Below are 19609 nucleotides of genomic sequence, written 5' to 3' on the forward strand. Positions count from 1 at the left end.
CATTGTCAATAGAGGCTGCACCATTAAATACGAATGCTCAAGCTCCAGTTAAGCAGCCAGATTCCCCATGGCGTGTAGCAGTACGTCGTTTTACCCGTAATCGGCTTGCTGTAGGTGGACTTTTTATTCTAGTACTAATGATCATTATTTGTATATTTGGTCCCATGATTTCACCATATAGTTTAAATGATTATAAGGTAATCGACAAAAATAAAGCTCCGTATGCGGAGCACTGGTTAGGGACTGATAAGCTCGGAAGAGACATTCTGCTTCGTGTAATGTTAGCAGGACGTGTATCTATTATGGTAGGTATTATTGCTACTGCAATCACTGTAATTTTAGGTTCGATCATGGGTGCATTAGCTGGTTTTTACAGAAATTTTGTGGATACGATTATTATGCGTGTTTGTGAGATTTTTATGTCTTTGCCGTCCTTGCCGCTTCTTATTATCTTAGGGGCAGTTCTTTCTGATATGAAAGTTGATCCTAAGGATCGAATTTATTATCTAATGCTTATTATGGGGATTCTCGCATGGCCGTATCTGGCTCGCTTGGTCCGTGGTCAGATTCTGACGCTGCGAGAGCAGGAATTTATGCAGGCTACTGAAGCACTCGGGCTTCGTGATCGTCGCAAAATTTTTAAACATCTACTGCCTAATACCATTCCAATTATTATCGTATCAGCAACGCTTGGAGTCGCAGGTGCCATTATATCGGAGTCTACCCTTAGTTATCTAGGACTTGGTGTTGTTCCACCAACCCCATCTTGGGGCAATATGATCTCCGAAGCAAATGGACTGATTGAGTTCCGAAAGAGACCTTGGGTCTGGATTCCACCAGGTATGTGTATTCTGATTACCGTAGTATCGATTAACTTGATTGGTGACGGGCTACGCGATGCGCTCGATCCTAAAATGAAAAAGTAGGAGATGCGAAGATGGCAAAAGACTTAGTAGAATTCCGTAACTTAAAAACGCATTTTCATACATCCGCAGGGGTCGTGAAGGCGGTTGATGACGTGAGTTTTACGATTCGCGAAGGCGAAACCGTATGCGTCGTTGGTGAATCTGGATGCGGAAAAAGCGTAACGGCAATGTCACTGATGCGTTTATTAGAGGTAGATCCGGCCGGGGGACAGATTTTATTTGAAGGTAAAGATCTTCTTAAGCTGAATAAAAGAGATATGGGCCGAATTCGGGGTAATGACATCTCCATTATTTTTCAAGAACCGATGTCTTCCTTAAACCCTGTACTTACCATTGGAGAGCAGATCAGTGAACCACTAATGATTCACCTCCTGCTGGATAGGAAGAAAGCTCGTAAGAGAGCGATTGAACTGATTAGCCTGGTTGGAATTTCTCGTCCAGAGAAAATTGTAGACTCATTTCCACATGAACTCAGCGGTGGTATGCGTCAGCGGATTATGATCGCCATTGCGCTAAGCTGTAATCCAAAGCTGCTCATTGCTGATGAGCCGACGACTGCACTTGATGTAACCATCCAGGCACAGATTCTTGATCTCATGCGTGATATCAAAGAAAAGTTTAATACCTCCATCATGCTCATCACCCATGATCTAGGTGTCGTTGCGGAAATGGCTGATTATGTGGTGGTTATGTATGCAGGCAAAGTGATCGAGGAAGCCTCAGTATTCGAATTGTTCAAAGCACCGAAGCATCCATATACGAAAGGTCTCCTTAAGGCCAAGCCCATTATTAATCAAAGACAGGAACGTTTGTATTCAATTCCAGGCCAAGTGCCAAACCCAGTTGAACTCGGGCAGAATTGTCATTTCCACGATCGCTGTGAGTCTTGCATGAGCATATGCCGCGAGAAAGAGCCTCCACTGCGTAAAGATGAACAAGGACATAAAGTCGCATGTTGGCTCTATGAGGAGGAGGCAATGGTACGATGACAGAAGCGCTGATTGAAGTACAGAATCTAAAGAAATACTTTCCGATTACGGGTGGCGTGTTTCAGCGCCGTGTTGGTGATGTAAAAGCAGTAGACGATGTATCGTTCACCATCTACAAAGGAGAGTCATTCGGACTTGTAGGAGAGTCTGGCTGCGGTAAGAGTACCATTGGCCGAACCATTCTCAGACTGAATGATAAAACGTCCGGCAAGGTTATTTTTAAAGGACAGGATCTTCACACGTTATCCAAAGAGAAGCTGCGCTCCATTCGGCCGGAAATGCAGATTGTATTCCAAGATCCTTTCAGCTCACTAAATCCTCGGATCAAGGTAGGAGATGCGATTGGCGAAGCACTACTGGATCATAAGCTGATTCCTAGAAAGATGGTACGAGCTACAGTAGAAGAAACTTTACGTATATGTGGTCTCTCTGCGTATCATTATGATCGGTATCCGCATGAATTCTCAGGTGGGCAGCGTCAACGGATTGGAATTGCACGTGCGCTGATTCTAAACCCCGACTTTATTGTGGCAGATGAACCGGTTTCCGCACTTGATGTATCCATTCAGGCTCAGATCATCAACTTGCTTAGTGATTTGCAAGCTGAAAAACAGCTGACGTATCTGTTTATCTCTCATGATCTGAGTGTAGTAGAGCATCTCTGTACAAGAATTGGTGTTATGTACCTTGGTTCCATGGTAGAAATGGCTAGTAAGGATGAATTGTTCCGTAATCCGCTTCATCCCTATACGAAGGCTCTATTATCGGCTGTACCTATTCCAGATCCAACACTGAAAAGAGAACGCATTGTGCTGAGGGGTGATATCCCGAGTCCGGCAAATCCACCTTCAGGCTGTAAATTTCATACCCGTTGTCCTATTGCTTCTGATCGTTGTAAGCAAGAGATTCCGGAGTACCGTAATGTAGGTTCAGATCACTACGTTGCATGTCACTATGCATAAGTGGCTTTAAAATACATGTGGAGTATGGATTGGGGTCCTACGCTCATAAACGGTGTTTTACAATGGTTTTTTATATGAATGTTGAGCACAGTTTTTTACACTAATGTAGTGTGAGAACTGTGTTTTTTTTGTTATGAATGCCGGTTAAAATTTCATTTAATGAACGAAAAAATATTTTTTTGAAAAAAATATAAAGAAATGCAGACAAAATGATCATTTCTTACGTCTATATATATAGATTGGTTTAATAGAGTAATAGGTGCCTTTACTTTAGTCTGCAAATAAATTCTAATTACATATAGTAGACACGAATAAGATACGAATTTTCGAATCAAATTTGAAGAATGGGGGAATAGAGATGAAGAAATGGATCCTACGAAGCAGTACACTGGTTGTTCTCATCGCTGTCATATTTATAGGTATAAGGCCAGAAAGCTTAGTAGGAAAACCATCTATTCAATCTAGTGCCGCCCTGCTTATGGACGCTTCTTCAGGTGAAGTTATTGTTAGTTCTAATGGGGATCATCCTTTGCCTGCAGCAAGCTTATCTAAATTAATGACACAGCTGATCATTCTGGACGAAATAGATGCAGGACATATTTCTGGAAATGACACCGTAAAGATCAGTGAACATGCTGCTGAATCCGCAGGAATTAATGTATCCCTAAATGAAAATGATCAATTTACAGTCAACGAACTATTCAAAGTAATCTCCGTTTATTCGGCCAATGATGCAACGATTGCCCTTGCAGAGCATGTGTTTGGCTCTGAGGAACGTTTTGTAGAAGAAATGAATATAAGAGCAAAGTCCATTGGACTGTCCGTACATACACAGTATAACAATGCGACAGGTTCTTCTCCTTTATCTGGCGGACCATCTGAGAATTATATGACGGCAAAAGATGTCGCAAAATTGTCCGCTCACCTCATTAAACAACATCCTGAAATTTTAAAACTTTCTAGCCAGACTCAAGTTGAACTAAGGAACAAAGGATTATATATGAGCAATACAAACTGGATGCTGGATAATGTAAAGGGTCCATATGCATACAGTGGTGCAGACGGTCTTAAAACAGGATATACAGAAGATGCAGGATATTGCTTATCAAGTACGGTCAAAAAGAACGGTCAACGATTGATTGCTATTGTCATGGGAGCAGAAACTAAAGAACAGCGTTTTGAAGAAGCTAAACAATTGTTTGACTATGGGTTTGCTCACTCCTATAGTGCAAAAGAGTGGACGCAAAACTGGGCTTCAACGTGGCATCAAGTTATTCAAAGACCCTCTATTTAGTTCAAATTGTTTTGAAACCCCTTCTCTATTTTCTAGAAATAAACCAAAAAGGTTACAAAATGCGGAGAAATATGACAATTTGCATGGTGCCGTCTTACAGATTATTATGGTAATATAGCAAAATGTACAAGTTGCATGATAAAAAATAATAGGACATTATAAAGTGAGGCGTTTTCGCTGAGAAGTAGTCTTTACGAATTAGTCGCCTCCTATGACCTCCAATGCCTACTAAAATAGAACTAGGATTTGATGACCCCATACTAAGAGAAGGAATGAACCAATGAGATCTAGATCAAGAAGAAAGCAACGCAATAAAAAAAAGGGTTTACTCATCACGCTTGTAACCCTTGTTGTGTTAGTCGCGGTAGCCTATCCTTTTAGACAAAAAATTGCTCTTGCAGCATTTGATTTGTTCTTATCAGATACAATTAAAAATCAGCTTGAAAGATCATATAGAGGGGAAGCTAATGCCGAGCCTATTGTATATCAAGAAAAACCATTCTCTGTTCTATTACTAGGAACGGATGCAAGACCCTATGAGAAAACGAAAGGTCGTTCGGATACCGTTATTTATTCGGTGGTTCGTCCTAAAGAATCAAAAGTCCTGCTTGTCTCGATTCCCCGTGATACGTATGTACAAATCATAGGACACGATTCAGATAAAGACGGTGAAGATGATTATGATAAACTCACTCATGCTTTTGCCTTTGGGGAAGAGGAGATGTCAATTAACACCGTAGAAAATTTCCTAGAGAAGGAAATTGATTACTATGCAACGGTAAACTTTACAGCCATTCAGGAAGTTGTCGACGCGATTGGCGGTATTGAACTTCCGATTGAAGAAGATATCGTCAACAAAAATCCAAATCACGTACAGTTTACGATTGAAGGTGGTAAGCCGCTGTATAGTGGAGAGGAAGCACTTTATTACATTCGTTATCGCGAAGACAGTGACTTCAACCGGACAAAGCGTCAGCAGATCTTTTTAAATGCAGTTGCTAACAAAATGCTGAGTCTTAGCCAAATTTCGAATATACCGAAACTGTTTGATATTATGGGAGATAACTTCCAAACCAATATGCAGCCTTCTTTTATTATCGACCTAGCTAAACAAGTTCTTACTCAGAGCAAACCTGAAATTTCTAGTTTCACTATTATGGGTGAAGGGGTAAGAAAGAATGGGATCTTCTATGATGACGTAGATGAAGATTATCTGGCGTATGCTAAAGAGTTGATTAGTAATTGGCTCGATCCAAATACGACGGCAGAGACGTTAATGAAACCGAACACGGATGATATAAAGAGTGAAGATACAGAATAGGTGGACAGAAGATCAGCACTGGACAGAAGATCAGCACTGGACGATTATTTCTTTAAGTCTGGTGCTGATTTTGTTGTGTTATGAGAATATAATGGTAGTAAGTAAGAAGTAAACCCGCAATATGTAAGAGATACAAATACTTAACTATTGCCTTAACATAAGGAGGAAGTGTTTAGTTATGAATATTGCTTTTTTCTTGCTGCCCAAACAGGAGGTAGCAACCGTTACCTCGGATGCAACGCTTAGACAGACCCTTGAACGGATGGAATATCACCGCTTTACTGCAGTCCCCATTTTGACCAAAGATGGAAAGTATAAAGGTACGGTAACAGAGGGAGATCTTCTATGGCATATGAAGAATTCTAAGGGAGAGATTACATTTGAAAACGCTTCAAAATTTTATCTCAAGGATGTACCTCTTCGAGTAAATATTAAACCCGTTTCCATTAATGCGAACATGGGTGATTTAATTAATCTGGCAAAAGCGCAAAATTTCGTGCCGGTAGTCGATGATATGGATCGGTTTATCGGGATTGTACGTCGCAGTCAAATTATTGAATATTGTGAAAACATGGTGGAGAAAGAATCGCTTAATACGAATTCAGGTTAAAATAGAGGAAAAGGGCTGATTTTTGATACAGGAGATTCCGAGCAGTCCTTTTTATGGATATTCCCTTTTATGCTATAATGGAGAATAAAGCTTTTCACGGGAGTGTGACGATCATGAGCATGCCAAAAGAACTGGATGTAGCGAAACGCGCAAAAGTAATTGAATGGCTTAAAACTGAAATGCTGGATCAAGTGTCACGTTTGTTTAAAGCGCTATGGGAAGGAAGTACAGCGCGAATCAGCGATAGTCTTGCAAGTCTCATCATGAGCAGTTACATCCTGGGACGAAGGCTTGGGATTTCTTTCAAAGATATGGATGATCTGCTCATCGAGAAGCTGAGGAAACACAAACAGGAAGGTCACCAGCTTGAAGACTGGTATAAAGATATTTCTGCTCTCGAAGATCATATGCGTAAGAGGTGAAACCATTTGAAATTTCGCTGGTCAACAGCTATATGGAGTTTAGTATATCTATTACTTTTGTTATCATTACTGACTCCTCCGCTGACAGCTATTAGTGTATTTTTGATTATTTTGCCCGGGGTGATACTGTATAGCTCACTGAGTTTAAAAGCCTTCTGCCTGCATATTATCCCCGTGGCTCTGATTGCTTTCATTGTAGAGCCTTTTTATTTGCTGTTATCTATCTTCTTTTTAATACCAGCTATTGTAATGGGGTATTTCTACAAAAACAAAAAGCCGGCACTGAATACCCTTATGGCCGGGACAGGTACCATACTTGCTGAATTTTTGTTGTTGCTGCTTATCAGCACTACTATTTTTCAGTTTGATTTTCAAGGATATATGAAGGACGTCGTTACACTCACACTCACTCCGGTGACCGAAGCCGGTGGTAACAACGTACTTACCAATGGTTTGGTGTTGGATGAAGAAATGGCAAAGCGCATTGAAACGACAACAGTACAGATGATTCCTTTTGCTCTGATTGTCACTTCGTTTATTATGGCTTCCATAACACATGCTATTGCTCGTCCGGTGCTTAGTCGATTGGGCGTTCATGTACCAAGACTAAAGCCTGTACGAGAGTGGAGATTACCAAAAGCGTTAATTTGGTATTATTTTATAGGTATTATTCTACAACTGGTTGCAGATGGCTCGGAATCTAGCTTTATGACGATGATTGCTCTTAATTTCGTTCCGCTGATTAGTTTCTGTTTTATGATTCAAGCCGTCGGTTTCTTCTTCTATGTAGCTCACGCAAAAAAATGGCATCCTATACTGCCCTTCTTGCTTGCAGTAGCGACGGTTCTGATTGGACCCATGCGGATTATCGGAATTATTGATCTTGCTTTCCCACTCCGTGAAGCCATTTCGAGACCAAAACGATAGGATGAATTTTAATGCCTAAATTTCTTTTAAAACGCTGGCACGGATACCAGACCGTCTGGGCGTTTGCTCTATTACTCATTCTGGATGCATTTCTCGTTGCCTATAATTGGCCGCTTGGTCTTGTCTGTCTTGTCCTCGTGGCGATTCTTGGTTTCGTAATGGTCAAAGCCGAACTTGATTTCAGGAGAGAGCTGAATCAGTATATAGGCGGACTGAATCTACGTATAAAAAGGGTAGAAGGAGAAGTCGTCAGTAACTTGCCGCTTGGGATTGTGCTATACAGTGAGGACCGCTCTATAGAGTGGAATAATCGCTTTGTCTCTCGTATGTTCGGTGAGAAAACACTTATTGGCAGTGATCTGACGACCCTTTTTCCACAGCTGCCCTTTAAGGTGAAAGACAAAAAAGATCATCATAAAGATCATCCTCATGATATTCAATTTGAATATCGGATGAATGAACAAGTATATGATCTAAGACATTATCCGGAAGAGCGGCTGATCTACATTTATGAGACAACCGAGCTTGCAACACTTCGGGATAAATATGAGAAGGAAAAAATAGCGCTTGGTATTATCATGTTGGATAATCTGGATGAAGCATCCCAAGGAATGGATGACCAGCAGCGCACTGCTTTGACTGCTCGTGCAGCTAGTGAGATTACTTCCTGGGCTAAGGATTTCAATATCTATCTGAGACGATTGTCTTCAGAACGTTATCTAATGATTCTTAATCATAACTCCTTGCAGGATCTCGAAATGAGTCGCTTTATTATCCTCGATGATATTCGTGAGATGACAGCCGATTTGAAGGTTCCAATGACGCTCAGTATTGGTCTTGCCTACGGTTCAGACAGTATTCGTGAGCTCGGAGAGCTCGCGCAATCGAGTCTAGATATGGCACTTGGACGGGGCGGGGATCAGGCTGCAGTAAAAGCGGGTCAGCGACTTTCTTTTTATGGCGGTAAAACCAATGCCGTGGAAAAAAGAACTCGGGTAAGAGCAAGGGTTATTGCTCATGCTCTGCGTGATCTCATGCAAGAGAGTGACCAAGTTTTTATTATGGGTCATAAAATTCCAGATATGGATGCGATCGGGGCTTCCATTGGGATATGGAAAGCTGCTAATCTATATCATGTGGATGCATACATTGTGCTCGATGAATCCAATCCTTCGATTGAACGGTTAATGGAGCAGGTGTATAAAGACGAGCAGATCGGTGCTTCGTTTATTACACCGGAAGAAGCACAGCAGATGATGACAGAGCACAGTTTGCTTGTCGTCGTCGATACACACAAAGCATCCATGACGATCGAACCTAGACTTGTACAAGAGGCTTCTCGTGTGGTGGTGGTCGACCATCATCGCAGAGGAGAAGAATTTATAAATGACGCAGTGCTAATCTATTTGGAGCCATATGCCTCCTCAGCAGCTGAACTCGTCACAGAGCTACTACAGTATATTCATGATAAATTGCAGCTTAGACCGCTTGAAGCCACTGCACTGCTGGCAGGTATAACGGTGGATACGAAACATTTTGCAATTCATACAGGTTCAAGAACGTTTGAGGCGGCAGGTTATTTAAGACGATCTGGTGCCGATTCCATTCTGGTGCAACGTTTGCTCAAAGAGGATCTTCAGGAATATATTGCGAAAGCAGAAATCATAAAACATGCTAAAATGATTCATGGGCATATTGCAGTAGCTGTTACGGAAGAAGGACAGATTATTTCACAGCTGCTCATTGCACAGGTGGCAGATTCATTACTTAATATGACCGATGTCGTTGCTTCTTTCGTTGTTAGTGAACGTCCGGATGGATTAATTGGCATCAGTGCCCGTTCTCTTGGTAAAATGAATGTTCAAGTTGTTATGGAACGACTTGGAGGCGGCGGTCATTTAACGAATGCAGCTGTTCAGCTAGACATGCCCATTAAAGAGGCAGAAACACGTTTGTTAGATGTACTTTCTGAAATCGAGAAGGAAGAGGGGTTGTTCGAATGAAAGTCATTTTTATAAAAGATGTAAAAGGTCAAGGGAAAAAAGGTCAAGTTAAAGAGGTGTCTGAAGGTTACGCAGCAAACTTCTTGCTGCCAAGAGGACTTGCACGTCCTGCAACAGAAGGTAACGTAAAAGTTTTGGAGAACCAAAATGCTGCGGAAGAGAAACGTAAACAGCAAGAAAAAGAGGAAGCTGTAGCACTTGGTAAAAAGCTGGAATCTTTAACGGTGGAACTGAAAGCAAAAGCGGGTGAAGGCGGTAAATTGTTTGGTGCAATTACAAGCAAACAGATCGCGGAAGCACTGGGCAAGCAAGGACATAAGATTGATAAACGGAAAATCGAGCTGGATGAACCGATTCGTACCCTCGGGGTTACAAAGATGAGTGTTAAACTCCATCCGGATGTCAAAGCCACGCTCAAGGTCCAAGTGACGGAGGAATAAGATGGGCGGCGAGATTTATTTCGACCGGGTTCCACCGCAAAACCTTGAAGCAGAGCAGGCCGTTCTAGGTGCTATTCTTTTACAAGCAGAGGCTTTGATTACCGCTATGGAGCGGGTATCGACTGAAGATTTCTACGACAAGTCTCATCAGTTAATCTATGAATCCATGATTCAGCTTAGTGAAGATAACCAGCCAATTGACCTTATTACGCTCACCTCGCTTATGCAGGATAAAGGGCAGCTTGAGGATATCGGCGGGGTAAGTTACCTTGCAAAATTGGCTCAAGCTGTTCCAACAGCGGCTAACGTGGATTATTATGCGCAGATTATTGAAGAAAAATCGATGCTCCGCAGATTGATTCGAACAGCGACTACCATTGTAAGTGAAGGGTATGCTGGCGGAGAAGATGTGTCAGGAATGCTTAGTGATGCCGAGCGGAAAATCCTTGAGATTTCTAATCGCCGTTCTAGCAGTGGCTTTATTGCCATTAGAGATGTGCTCATGGAAGTGTTTGATAAAGTAGAGACCCTTTATCAGAACAAGGGGAATACAACGGGGATTCCTTCCGGCTTTGTGGATTTGGACAAAATGACGAGTGGTTTTCAGCGAAATGACCTCATCATCGTTGCGGCACGTCCTTCTGTAGGGAAGACGGCATTTGCCCTCAACATCGCACAGAACGTAGCGGTAAGAGCAAATGAGACGGTAGCTATCTTTAGTCTCGAGATGTCAGCCGCTCAGCTGGTACAGCGGATGATCTGTGCAGAAGCTAACCTCGATGCGAATGTCATGCGTAACGGGGAGTTTAAAGGTGACGACGATTGGTCCAAGCTGACAATGGGGATTGCTGCTTTATCAGAAGCAGAGATTTACATTGATGATACACCAGGAATCACCGTTGCGGATATTCGGGCTAAATGTCGCCGTCTTAAAAAGGAAAAGGGTCTCGGTATGATTGTGATCGATTACCTCCAGCTGATTCAGGGGCGCGGCAAGAGCGGCGAGAACCGTCAGCAGGAAGTATCGGAAATCTCTCGTACACTGAAGCAAATTGCCCGTGAACTAGACGTTCCTGTTATCGCGCTCTCGCAGCTAAGCCGTGGTGTAGAGCAGCGACAGGATAAACGTCCAATGATGAGTGACCTTCGTGAATCAGGTTCGATCGAGCAAGATGCTGATATTGTTGCCTTTTTGTATCGTGATGATTACTATAATCAGGATACAGAGAAGAAAAATATTATCGAGATCATTATTGCTAAACAACGTAATGGTCCGGTCGGTACCGTTGAACTCGTATTCTTGAAAAACTTTAATAAGTTCGTAAACTACGAGCGAGTTCACGCGGATGCTTTTGCTGGGTAATCCATTTGGATTGTAAGATAGATTGATAAGAGATCCACTGACTAGTGTTATTTTACACTGGACAGTGGATTTTTTTTGGACAAACACTTCTATTCCCGAACAATAATTTTATGTTATATATAATTGTTCGTTTTTATGTTTGACTTTGGTTTGGGCGACTGGTAAACTTGAATTGCTGCTTTTAGCAGCAAGCGTACAGATTTAATTATCTGTATTACGCTAAGAATCAAGTAACGTAGTTTTTTTACTACTCTGACGTTTTATGAATTGTTCATGGACATCTATGGATACTATGAATGAAGACAACAATGCCAAGTGAATATAATAAACAGGTTTGTAATTTACATTTACGGGGGAATGAATATGTCAACAGTAGTCGTTGTGGGAACACAATGGGGAGACGAAGGCAAAGGCAAGATTACCGATTATTTGGCAGAAAGTGCGGATGTTGTAGCTCGCTACCAAGGAGGTAATAATGCAGGTCATACGATCCTGATTGACGATAAGAAATATAAGCTTAGCTTGATTCCATCCGGTGTTTTTTATGAAGATAAAACATGTGTCATTGGGAATGGTATGGTTGTAAACCCGGAGGCGCTTATTAAAGAAATTACGTATATACATGATAATGGATTCTCTACAAAGAACTTAGTTATTAGTGATCGCGCTCATGTCATCTTGCCATATCATATGGTTCTCGATGAACTCGAGGAAGATCGTAAAGGTCCAAATAAAATTGGTACAACACGCAAAGGTATTGGTCCGGCTTACATGGACAAAGCAGCTCGTACCGGAATCCGAATTGCAGACTTGATGGATGCTGAGGAATTCGAACTGAAACTTCGTCATATGGTCAAGGAGAAAAACCAAGTAATTCAGCAAGTGTATGGTGCGGAACCACTTGATGTAGAAGAGATTCTGAAGCAATACCTCGAGTACGCTGAATTCATTCGTCCTTATGTGACCGATACATCGGTTGTTCTTAACAATGCCATTGATGAGAATAAACGGGTATTGTTTGAAGGTGCACAAGGGGTAATGCTAGATATCGACCAAGGTACATATCCTTATGTAACCTCTTCTAACCCGTCTGCTGGTGGTGTATGTATTGGTTCTGGTGTAGGTCCATCTAAGATCAATGAGGTTATTGGTGTAGCTAAATCGTATACAACTCGTGTTGGTGATGGACCTTTCCCAACTGAACTTAATAACGAAGTCGGCGACTATATTCGTGAAAAAGGTCATGAGTATGGTACGGTAACAGGCCGTGCACGCCGTGTAGGTTGGTTTGATACCGTTGTTGTACGTCATGCGCGCCGTGTCAGCGGAATCACTGGATTATCCTTGAACTCTTTAGATGTACTTACAGGTCTTGAAACTGTAAAAATCTGCGTAGGATACAAATATCGCGGTGAATTCATTACTCATTATCCGGCTAGCCTGAAAATGCTGGCTGAATGTGAAGCCGTATATGAAGAGATGCCAGGCTGGAGCGAAGATATTACATCAGCTAAAAAATTAGAAGACCTTCCCGAAAATACACGCAATTATGTAACCCGTGTGTCTGAACTGACAGGAATTCCAATTGCTATTTTCTCCGTAGGTCGTAACCGTGAACAAACCAATCAGATTCTGCCAATTTACGAATAATATAAAATAGAACGTGGCTTTGTCTGTAGTAGGACAGAGTTTACCATGTAAATAGAAGCTCTCTACTTCCATCTACCTTAATTGGGTAGGTGAAGTGGAGAGCTTTTTTTTGTTCAGAAGTAGGGTCATTCTTAATTGCTGGTAAAAGAATCAATTTCATCATTTTAATGAGTTAAGAAATTGATTCAAAAAATAAGGATAGAATAGAGCCACATGCGTCAATACTGATTTTATACACTTCTATGATCCCTACTTCTCTAAAGAGGGGGCGGGGAGGAGAGTAAATTCATCAGTAGGAGGCATATAATCATGAGATGGCTGAAATGGTGCGGAAAAATAGTGATAACGGTCATGCTGGTAAGTACACTTACTTTGCTGACAACAGGTCTTATTGTGCAATCTTATGTAGAATCTCTGCTAACTAGTTTTAATATTGCATGGGAGGGACAGCCGACAGGCCTAACTTCTATTTTTCAAGGTGCTTTAGGGATGAACTCTAGCAATACGAGTAAAAGTACAGATGAGCAGAAAAAAGCATCTGATAGTGCAGCAGAAAAACAGAACGGTAATTCACCTGAAAGTTCGAGTGGTGGGAAGGATTCAACCCCTGTTTTGACGGAAAGTCCTGATTTGGTGGAAAATCCCGATGAAGCTGAAAATCCGAAAGAACCAGAAGACCCTGTGATTATGTCACCGAATGATGTGGCTGAATATAAGGACACCATTCCGAATGAAGAAAAGACAGAGGTTTTTGATTTACTAATGAATAAGATACCAACCGATGAGATGCAATTGATAGCGAGTAATATGGAAAACGGCATTACAGAACAAGAATTGCAAGATATGGAACAGGTAATAGCGAAGTACCTCACGGAAGATGAGTATAAGCAGCTTATGGCCATATTGACGCCAGAACAATAGAGGAAAGTTCAGGAAACCCGCGCTTGTCGCGGGTTTTTGGCATGTTTTCCCGTGTTGCTAGAGGAGGAAAACCTATGGTAGAGTATACAAGTGTATAAAAGGTTAAAATTTTGACACTTTTACACAAATATGAAGTTCAGCTATGAAATTGAATGAAATGACTCATAAGTATGTCATAAATAACAAATAATACACCGGTGACAATAACCATCATACCTAAGGCGTGTAAGAATAAAGGAGAGAATCATGAGCAGTTCGAAAGACAACACGAATACATCGGTTTCCATAACTAAAAAGTTTTTTATGAAACCGCGCAGATGGTTTTTGCTTACTGCAGCAGGTTTTTTTATGATGATATCTGTAGGATTTGCAGGTCATCAGTTACTCACGACTCCGTATTACAACGTATATGTGAAGGATGAGCTGATTGGTACCTTATCCAGTGAAGAAGAGCTGCTCTCGCTATACGATCAGAAGAAACAGGAATATGAGAAGAAATATCCCGATGTTACTATGAAGCTGAATACAGAGGCGATCTCGCTTGAGAAGATCCGTACGCGTAAGCCGGTAAGCATCACCACAGAAGAAACGCTAGCTAAACTAGATGGAATGATTACTGCTTATGCAGAAGGCGCTGAACTTAAAATAGGAGACAAAGTGATCGCGATTGTAAAAGATCAGGAAACAGCGGATCAGATTCTGGAGCGCGTAAAAGATATGTATATTCCGGCCGAGGCAAAGGCTGATTCTTCAGATGCTGGGTTAAAAGTCAGATCGGTCGCTGCTTTTACTTCAACAGAAGAAGAGACGGCGGAGGCCAAAGAAGAGCAGGTTACACTCGCTTCTATACAGCTTAAGGAAGAAGTAGCAGTAGAAGAAGTGACAGTTGACCCGAGTAGAGTGTTAACGGATGAGGAAGCGATAAAGCTTTTAACCGAAGGTGTTGAAGAAGAGTTTCCTTATCAGGTCAAAGAAGGAGACACCTTGTCCTCCATAGCTAAGAGTTACCAAATGACACTAGCTGAGATTCGTTCCCTTAATCCAGACATTAAAAATGACTTCATTAAGGTCGGACAGCAGATTACTCTTCTTGCACTGAGACCAGCACTTACGGTAACAACGGTAGAACATGTGGTTGAAGAAGTCATTACCGAACCACAGGTAGAGGTTCGCAAAAGCGACGAGCTTAAATCAGGAGTAACCAAAGTAGTCCGTGAAGGGAAAACAGGACGAAAACAAATGAGCTACCGGATTACCAAAGAGAATGGCGAAGTTGTTAAAGAAGAATGGCTTGGACAAGAAGTATTGGAAGCTTCGGTAACTGAGATTGTAATACAGGGAACGAAAGTTACCGGGGAAGGCAGTGGTGTGTTTACTTGGCCGGTTTCGAATGCCGTCGTAAGCAGCAGTTTTGGACAGCGATGGGGCAGACAGCACAAAGGAATTGACCTTGTCGGAGAACGTTCAATTAAAGCATCAGACGAGGGAGTCGTTACTTTTGCTGGCCAGCAAAGCGGGTATGGGAACGTCATTATTATTAATCACCGTAATGGCTACGAAACGGTGTATGGACACTTAAACAGCATCGATGTGAAGGTAGGCCAGATTGTTGAAAAAGGTGAAATTATCGGTGTGATGGGAAATACCGGTCGCTCGACAGGTACACACCTTCATTTTGAGATTAAAAAAGACAGTGTTGCGCAGAATCCAATGAAATATCTGCCGTAAAATAGGAAAGCATGGTCTGTATAGAGACAGATCATGCTTTTTTATGTGGGAAAGGAGACCTTTTCACCTAGTGAATCTGCCGGTTTAGGTGTGTTAAAATAGATCGTATTAAGCAGATAAATGAGACCGAGGTCTTTTTCACAAAATAAACGTTGGAGCGGAGCGATTGTATGCAAGGAAAGATTCTCGTAGTAGATGATGAACAACCAATCGCAGATATCCTTAAATTTAACCTGGAGAAAGAGGGATATCAGGTTACTTGTGCCTTTGACGGCATACAGGCTGTAGAACTTGCATTGTCTGAACAACCGGATTTAATTTTGCTGGATTTAATGCTCCCAGGTAAGGACGGAATGGATGTCTGCCGTGAGGTAAGGGCGCAGCTTGAAACCCGCATTATTATGCTGACGGCTAAAGATTCGGAGATTGATAAAGTGTTAGGACTTGAACTGGGAGCGGACGATTATGTCACGAAACCATTTAGCACAAGAGAGCTGTTGGCCCGGGTAAAAGCGCAGATGCGCAGACAACAGAAACCACAGATTCAAGCGGATTCCTCATCTTCAGCAGAAGAACAGCAGGGGCTGAAGCTACATGACCTTTATTTTGATACAGATATGTACACGGCTTACAAAGGTGGAACACCGCTTGATCTGACCCACCGCGAATATGAACTGCTCTATTATATGGCCAAAAATGCAGGTAAAGTGATGACGAGAGAACATTTGCTACAGGCGGTATGGGGGTTTGAATATTTTGGTGATGTGCGGACGGTGGATGTGACGATTCGGCGTCTGAGAGAGAAGATTGAAGAAAATCCAAGCAAGCCGGAAACGATTGTGACGCGCAGGGGACTTGGTTATTTGATTCGAGGTTCCAAGAGCGGAGTTTTGTAGATGAAGTGGACTTCTTTTTTTCGTACTGTCCAAGCCAAACTGATTATTGTATACGTACTTCTCATTCTGGTAGCAATGCAGTTGATTGGTGTCTACTTTGTTAGTGCGATGAAAACGTCGCTGACCAGCAACTTTACAGAAGATTTGCACGCACGTGCTGAAATGCTGTCTGTACTTGTAGCGGAGACCCTCGTAACAGGAGACGGTGATGCCGGTGAAGAACGAACCGAAAGTCTAGGGACACTGGTAAATAACCTTTTTAATATTAGTGGTGCAGAGATTCAGGTACTTGATGCAAGTGGTCGTGTGCTGACAACCACCCTTAGCTCGCACAACAATTACATAGGTCGTAAAAATACACAAACCGTGGTCAGCCGTGCACTGCAAGGGATTCGGGATAATGAAGAAAATGTGATTGATGAAGATAATGTACGTAAAAAAGTAGTAGCCAAGCCTGTCTCCTCTGGAGGGAAAATAGTCGGTGCTGTCTATATAGCGGCTTCGATGAACGAATTATACACAACGATGGAGCGGATCAATAATATTTTTATATCCGGAGTCATGATCGCGCTTGGTCTAACTGCTGTGCTCGGTGTCATTCTATCACATACCATTACGGCCCCAATCAAGGAACTAACACGAAAGGCAAATGCCGTGGCGGAAGGGGATTTCCGCACTACAATGCCGGTGCATGGAACCGATGAGATCGGGCAGCTTAGCAAAGCTTTTAATTATATGACAAGCCGTTTACGGACAGCGTTATCTGAGAACGAAGAGGAAAAAGAAAAGCTGTCCTCTATTCTTGCTAATATGAGTGATGGGGTTGTCGCTACGGACGAACTTGGACGTATTATTCTCGTGAATAAACGTGCCAGTCTCATGCTGGGCGTCGAAGAATCTGCAATGACCGGAAGGCACTTTGCTGTCCTGCTCGGACTTGATGTGGAGGAAGCTGAGACGATGCTGAGCGGCATTACAGCTTCTACGCTTTTGCAAATTCACCCCCATGGTCAGGATGGATCACTAGTGATTCGTGTGACGTTCACCCCCGTCCATCGGCGAGGGTATGGCGGAACAGGCACCATTATCGTGCTTCAGGATGTTACAGAGCAGGAAGAGCTGGAGGCATCGCGGCGTGAGTTTGTGGCCAATGTGTCCCATGAGCTGAGAACTCCGCTGACAACGATTAAAAGCTATGCAGAAGCACTCGATAATGGGGCAATTGAAGACCCTGAACTAGGAGGACGTTTTGTTGGGGTAATCCAAAATGAAACGGAGCGGATGATCAGACTGGTTACCGATCTCCTTCATCTGTCACGGCTTGATTCTAGTGAAGCACCGCTGCGTAAGCAGCTTACTCCGATCATTGATGTACTGGAAGAGGTGGCTGATCGCTTCTCATTCCAGATGCAGCAGAAACAGATGAGTATTGCGGTTATTGTAGAGCGGGGAGTCCCGGAAGTACCCATGGATCGGGATCAGATTGATCAGCTTCTCGATAATTTGGTATCCAATGCTCTCAAATACTCAAATGAGGGAGGAAGTGTTACCTTGGCTGCTTCCCTTACTGAAAAAGGGGTGGCCATATCGGTTGAGGATACCGGAATCGGCATTCCTAAAAAAGATATTGAACGCATCTTTGAAAGATTCTATCGTGTTGAAAAAGGAAGAGCTCGCAGTATGGGCGGTACAGGGCTCGGTTTATCGATTGCCCGGGAAATCGTCAAAGCACATGGCGGGGACATTGAACTCGAGTCTGAGTTTGGAAAAGGAACAAGAGTTACGTTCATTCTGCCTCTTGTACAGGAAGAGAGGGGCTATTCATGAAGGAAGGTCTGAAAAATACGGTATTAGTACTGTTGATTACAGCCAGTCTTGTTCAGAGCTATTTTCTTATTTACCGTCTGCCTGGAAGTTACTCCATCGTAAATAGTGAATCTAACTACATCAAGACCGAGAATATGGGTCAAGAACAGCGAGTAGAGAATGTATTATTTCCGGATCAGATGATTATTCATATGGGAAAGGATAAACACACGATTTTTTATCCGGAATCCACCTTTTATCAGCTCATCTATTCACGTCTCCAAGGCCGTAATTTCGGTAATTTTGAAAGGCAGAGCGTAGATTCTGCCGATTGGGAGGAACTGAAGAAGAAGCATCCGGGAATTGAGTTATCATTTGATGGCGGTATCCCCGTATCCCTATTGCAGCGAGTTATGCAGCTGGATACGGATTCTCTTTTTCAGGCAGAAACGATTCATAAGATTTGGATCTATACTTCCGATAAAGACCCGAAGGTACACGCTCTGTTCTTCAGCGCGCGGGGGGATGTCGTTTATGAGGCGTCGGATGTCGATTTAACGGTACAGGATGTGTTGCAGCATGTTGATTTTGGGACAGGCTGGACTCCTTATCAGCTAACAGAGGCCGGATACTATATTCCAAAAGAACCGCTGGAAGTACTTCAAGTAGAGATTCCAACAGGTCAGTATACGGTAGAACAAATGCAGCGCAGTCTATTCTTCGATCCGAGTATGACGCGAAATATTCAGGAGAAAGATGGATCGGAAATTTATACAGACAGCAAGCGAAGTTTGCAGGTGAAATATAACCAGCGCTGGATCAGCTATAATGACCCTGCGGCTGTACTGACGAGTGAAGTAGACCGGACGAAGGACGTGCTTGCAGCGATTGACTTTGTGAATCAATATGGCGGTTTTAACGGGACCTACCGGCTTACAATGGATACGGAGGATCAAAGTACGGAGATCAATTTGCTTCCCTATTATGACAGCTATCAGATCCTGGATCTGCCGCAGTACGGATTTGAGCATATGTATCTTGATGTGCAGAAAGAGTCTGTCGCTACTTACGAACGTTCCCTGCTCTATTTAAGAGAGGGAGAAGAGATCGATAAGCAGATGGTACAGCTTCCTTACGGGGAAGAACTGGAACAGCAGATTAAAGAGGTTGCTGGAGATACGGATTTGGTTAGTGTATACCCTGCTTATCATCCACAGCCAACGGAGGCAGGAATGAAACTCATCCCTGTGTGGACTGTTAAACTGAGTACAGGGGAAGTAAGGACGCTGGAGACAAAGTAAAAAGTGGTTAACCCTTGGACTGGATGTACAGGTGGTCTATAATGAAATGA

At 42.6% G+C, this 19609-nt stretch carries 18 protein-coding genes; all 18 read left to right on the forward strand.

Annotated elements, in window-relative coordinates; all coding sequences use genetic code 11:
• Positions 1-2 precede the first annotated feature (2 nt).
• The 18 genes from opp4C to H9647_RS17685 all read left to right on the forward strand — a co-directional run bounded on the left by opp4C (position 3) and on the right by H9647_RS17685 (position 19559).
• Entirely contained in the window at positions 3-926 is a 924-nt protein-coding gene (gene opp4C, locus H9647_RS17605; RefSeq protein WP_191802396.1) for an oligopeptide ABC transporter permease, read from the forward strand.
• 11 nt (positions 927-937) lie between these two features.
• Positions 938-1915 (forward strand): ABC transporter ATP-binding protein, encoded by a 978-nt coding sequence (locus tag H9647_RS17610; RefSeq protein ID WP_191802398.1) that lies wholly within the window; start codon positions 938-940, stop codon positions 1913-1915.
• Positions 1912-2877, forward strand: coding sequence for an ABC transporter ATP-binding protein (locus tag H9647_RS17615; RefSeq protein WP_191802400.1), 966 nt, complete (start codon positions 1912-1914; stop codon positions 2875-2877). The genes H9647_RS17610 and H9647_RS17615 overlap by 4 nt, the downstream gene beginning before the upstream one ends.
• Positions 2878-3235: 358 nt before the next feature.
• Positions 3236-4171: a D-alanyl-D-alanine carboxypeptidase family protein gene (locus H9647_RS17620; protein ID WP_191802402.1), complete on the forward strand. Its 936-nt coding sequence runs from the start codon at positions 3236-3238 to the stop codon at positions 4169-4171.
• A 280-nt stretch (positions 4172-4451) separates the two neighbouring features.
• Entirely contained in the window at positions 4452-5492 is a 1041-nt protein-coding gene (locus H9647_RS17625) for an LCP family protein (protein ID WP_191802404.1), read from the forward strand.
• Positions 5476-5604, forward strand: coding sequence for a hypothetical protein (locus tag H9647_RS26040; protein ID WP_263621327.1), 129 nt, complete (start codon positions 5476-5478; stop codon positions 5602-5604). The genes H9647_RS17625 and H9647_RS26040 overlap by 17 nt, the downstream gene beginning before the upstream one ends.
• 66 nt (positions 5605-5670) lie before the next feature.
• On the forward strand, positions 5671-6102 hold the full coding sequence (locus tag H9647_RS17630; RefSeq protein ID WP_160035551.1) for a CBS domain-containing protein: 432 nt from the start codon (positions 5671-5673) through the stop codon (positions 6100-6102).
• Positions 6103-6221: 119 nt separating this feature from the next.
• A complete protein-coding gene (locus H9647_RS17635) occupies positions 6222-6524 on the forward strand; it encodes a MazG-like family protein (protein WP_191802698.1) in 303 nt (100 codons plus the stop codon).
• Positions 6525-6530: 6 nt separating this feature from the next.
• Complete coding sequence (locus H9647_RS17640) at positions 6531-7451, forward strand: DUF2232 domain-containing protein (RefSeq protein WP_191802406.1); 921 nt, start codon at positions 6531-6533, stop codon at positions 7449-7451.
• 11 nt (positions 7452-7462) lie between these two features.
• A complete protein-coding gene (locus tag H9647_RS17645; protein ID WP_191802408.1) occupies positions 7463-9454 on the forward strand; it encodes a DHH family phosphoesterase in 1992 nt (663 codons plus the stop codon).
• Positions 9451-9894 carry a 50S ribosomal protein L9 gene (gene rplI / locus H9647_RS17650; RefSeq protein WP_191802410.1) on the forward strand — a complete coding sequence of 148 codons (444 nt, stop codon included), beginning with the start codon at positions 9451-9453 and terminating at the stop codon, positions 9892-9894. Before H9647_RS17645 ends, rplI begins: the two co-directional genes overlap by 4 nt.
• 1 nt (position 9895) lies before the next feature.
• Complete coding sequence (gene dnaB, locus H9647_RS17655) at positions 9896-11257, forward strand: replicative DNA helicase (protein ID WP_160035559.1); 1362 nt, start codon at positions 9896-9898, stop codon at positions 11255-11257.
• 363 nt (positions 11258-11620) lie between these two features.
• The gene (locus H9647_RS17660; RefSeq protein ID WP_191802412.1) at positions 11621-12907 is read left to right on the forward strand and encodes an adenylosuccinate synthase; all 1287 of its coding nucleotides are present in this window, start codon (positions 11621-11623) and stop codon (positions 12905-12907) included.
• A 309-nt stretch (positions 12908-13216) separates the two neighbouring features.
• On the forward strand, positions 13217-13828 hold the full coding sequence (locus tag H9647_RS17665; protein WP_191802414.1) for a hypothetical protein: 612 nt from the start codon (positions 13217-13219) through the stop codon (positions 13826-13828).
• Between the two features lie 246 nt (positions 13829-14074).
• Positions 14075-15556 carry a M23 family metallopeptidase gene (locus H9647_RS17670; protein WP_191802416.1) on the forward strand — a complete coding sequence of 494 codons (1482 nt, stop codon included), beginning with the start codon at positions 14075-14077 and terminating at the stop codon, positions 15554-15556.
• A gap of 170 nt (positions 15557-15726) precedes the next feature.
• Positions 15727-16452 carry a response regulator YycF gene (gene yycF, locus H9647_RS17675; RefSeq protein ID WP_191802418.1) on the forward strand — a complete coding sequence of 242 codons (726 nt, stop codon included), beginning with the start codon at positions 15727-15729 and terminating at the stop codon, positions 16450-16452.
• Entirely contained in the window at positions 16453-18279 is a 1827-nt protein-coding gene (walK, locus tag H9647_RS17680) for a cell wall metabolism sensor histidine kinase WalK (protein ID WP_191802420.1), read from the forward strand.
• Positions 18276-19559 carry a YycH family regulatory protein gene (locus H9647_RS17685; protein WP_191802422.1) on the forward strand — a complete coding sequence of 428 codons (1284 nt, stop codon included), beginning with the start codon at positions 18276-18278 and terminating at the stop codon, positions 19557-19559. Before walK ends, H9647_RS17685 begins: the two co-directional genes overlap by 4 nt.
• Positions 19560-19609: the final 50 nt, after the last annotated feature.

The organism is Paenibacillus gallinarum, assembly GCF_014836635.1.
In the GTDB taxonomy this organism is placed as follows: domain Bacteria; phylum Bacillota; class Bacilli; order Paenibacillales; family Paenibacillaceae; genus Paenibacillus; species Paenibacillus gallinarum.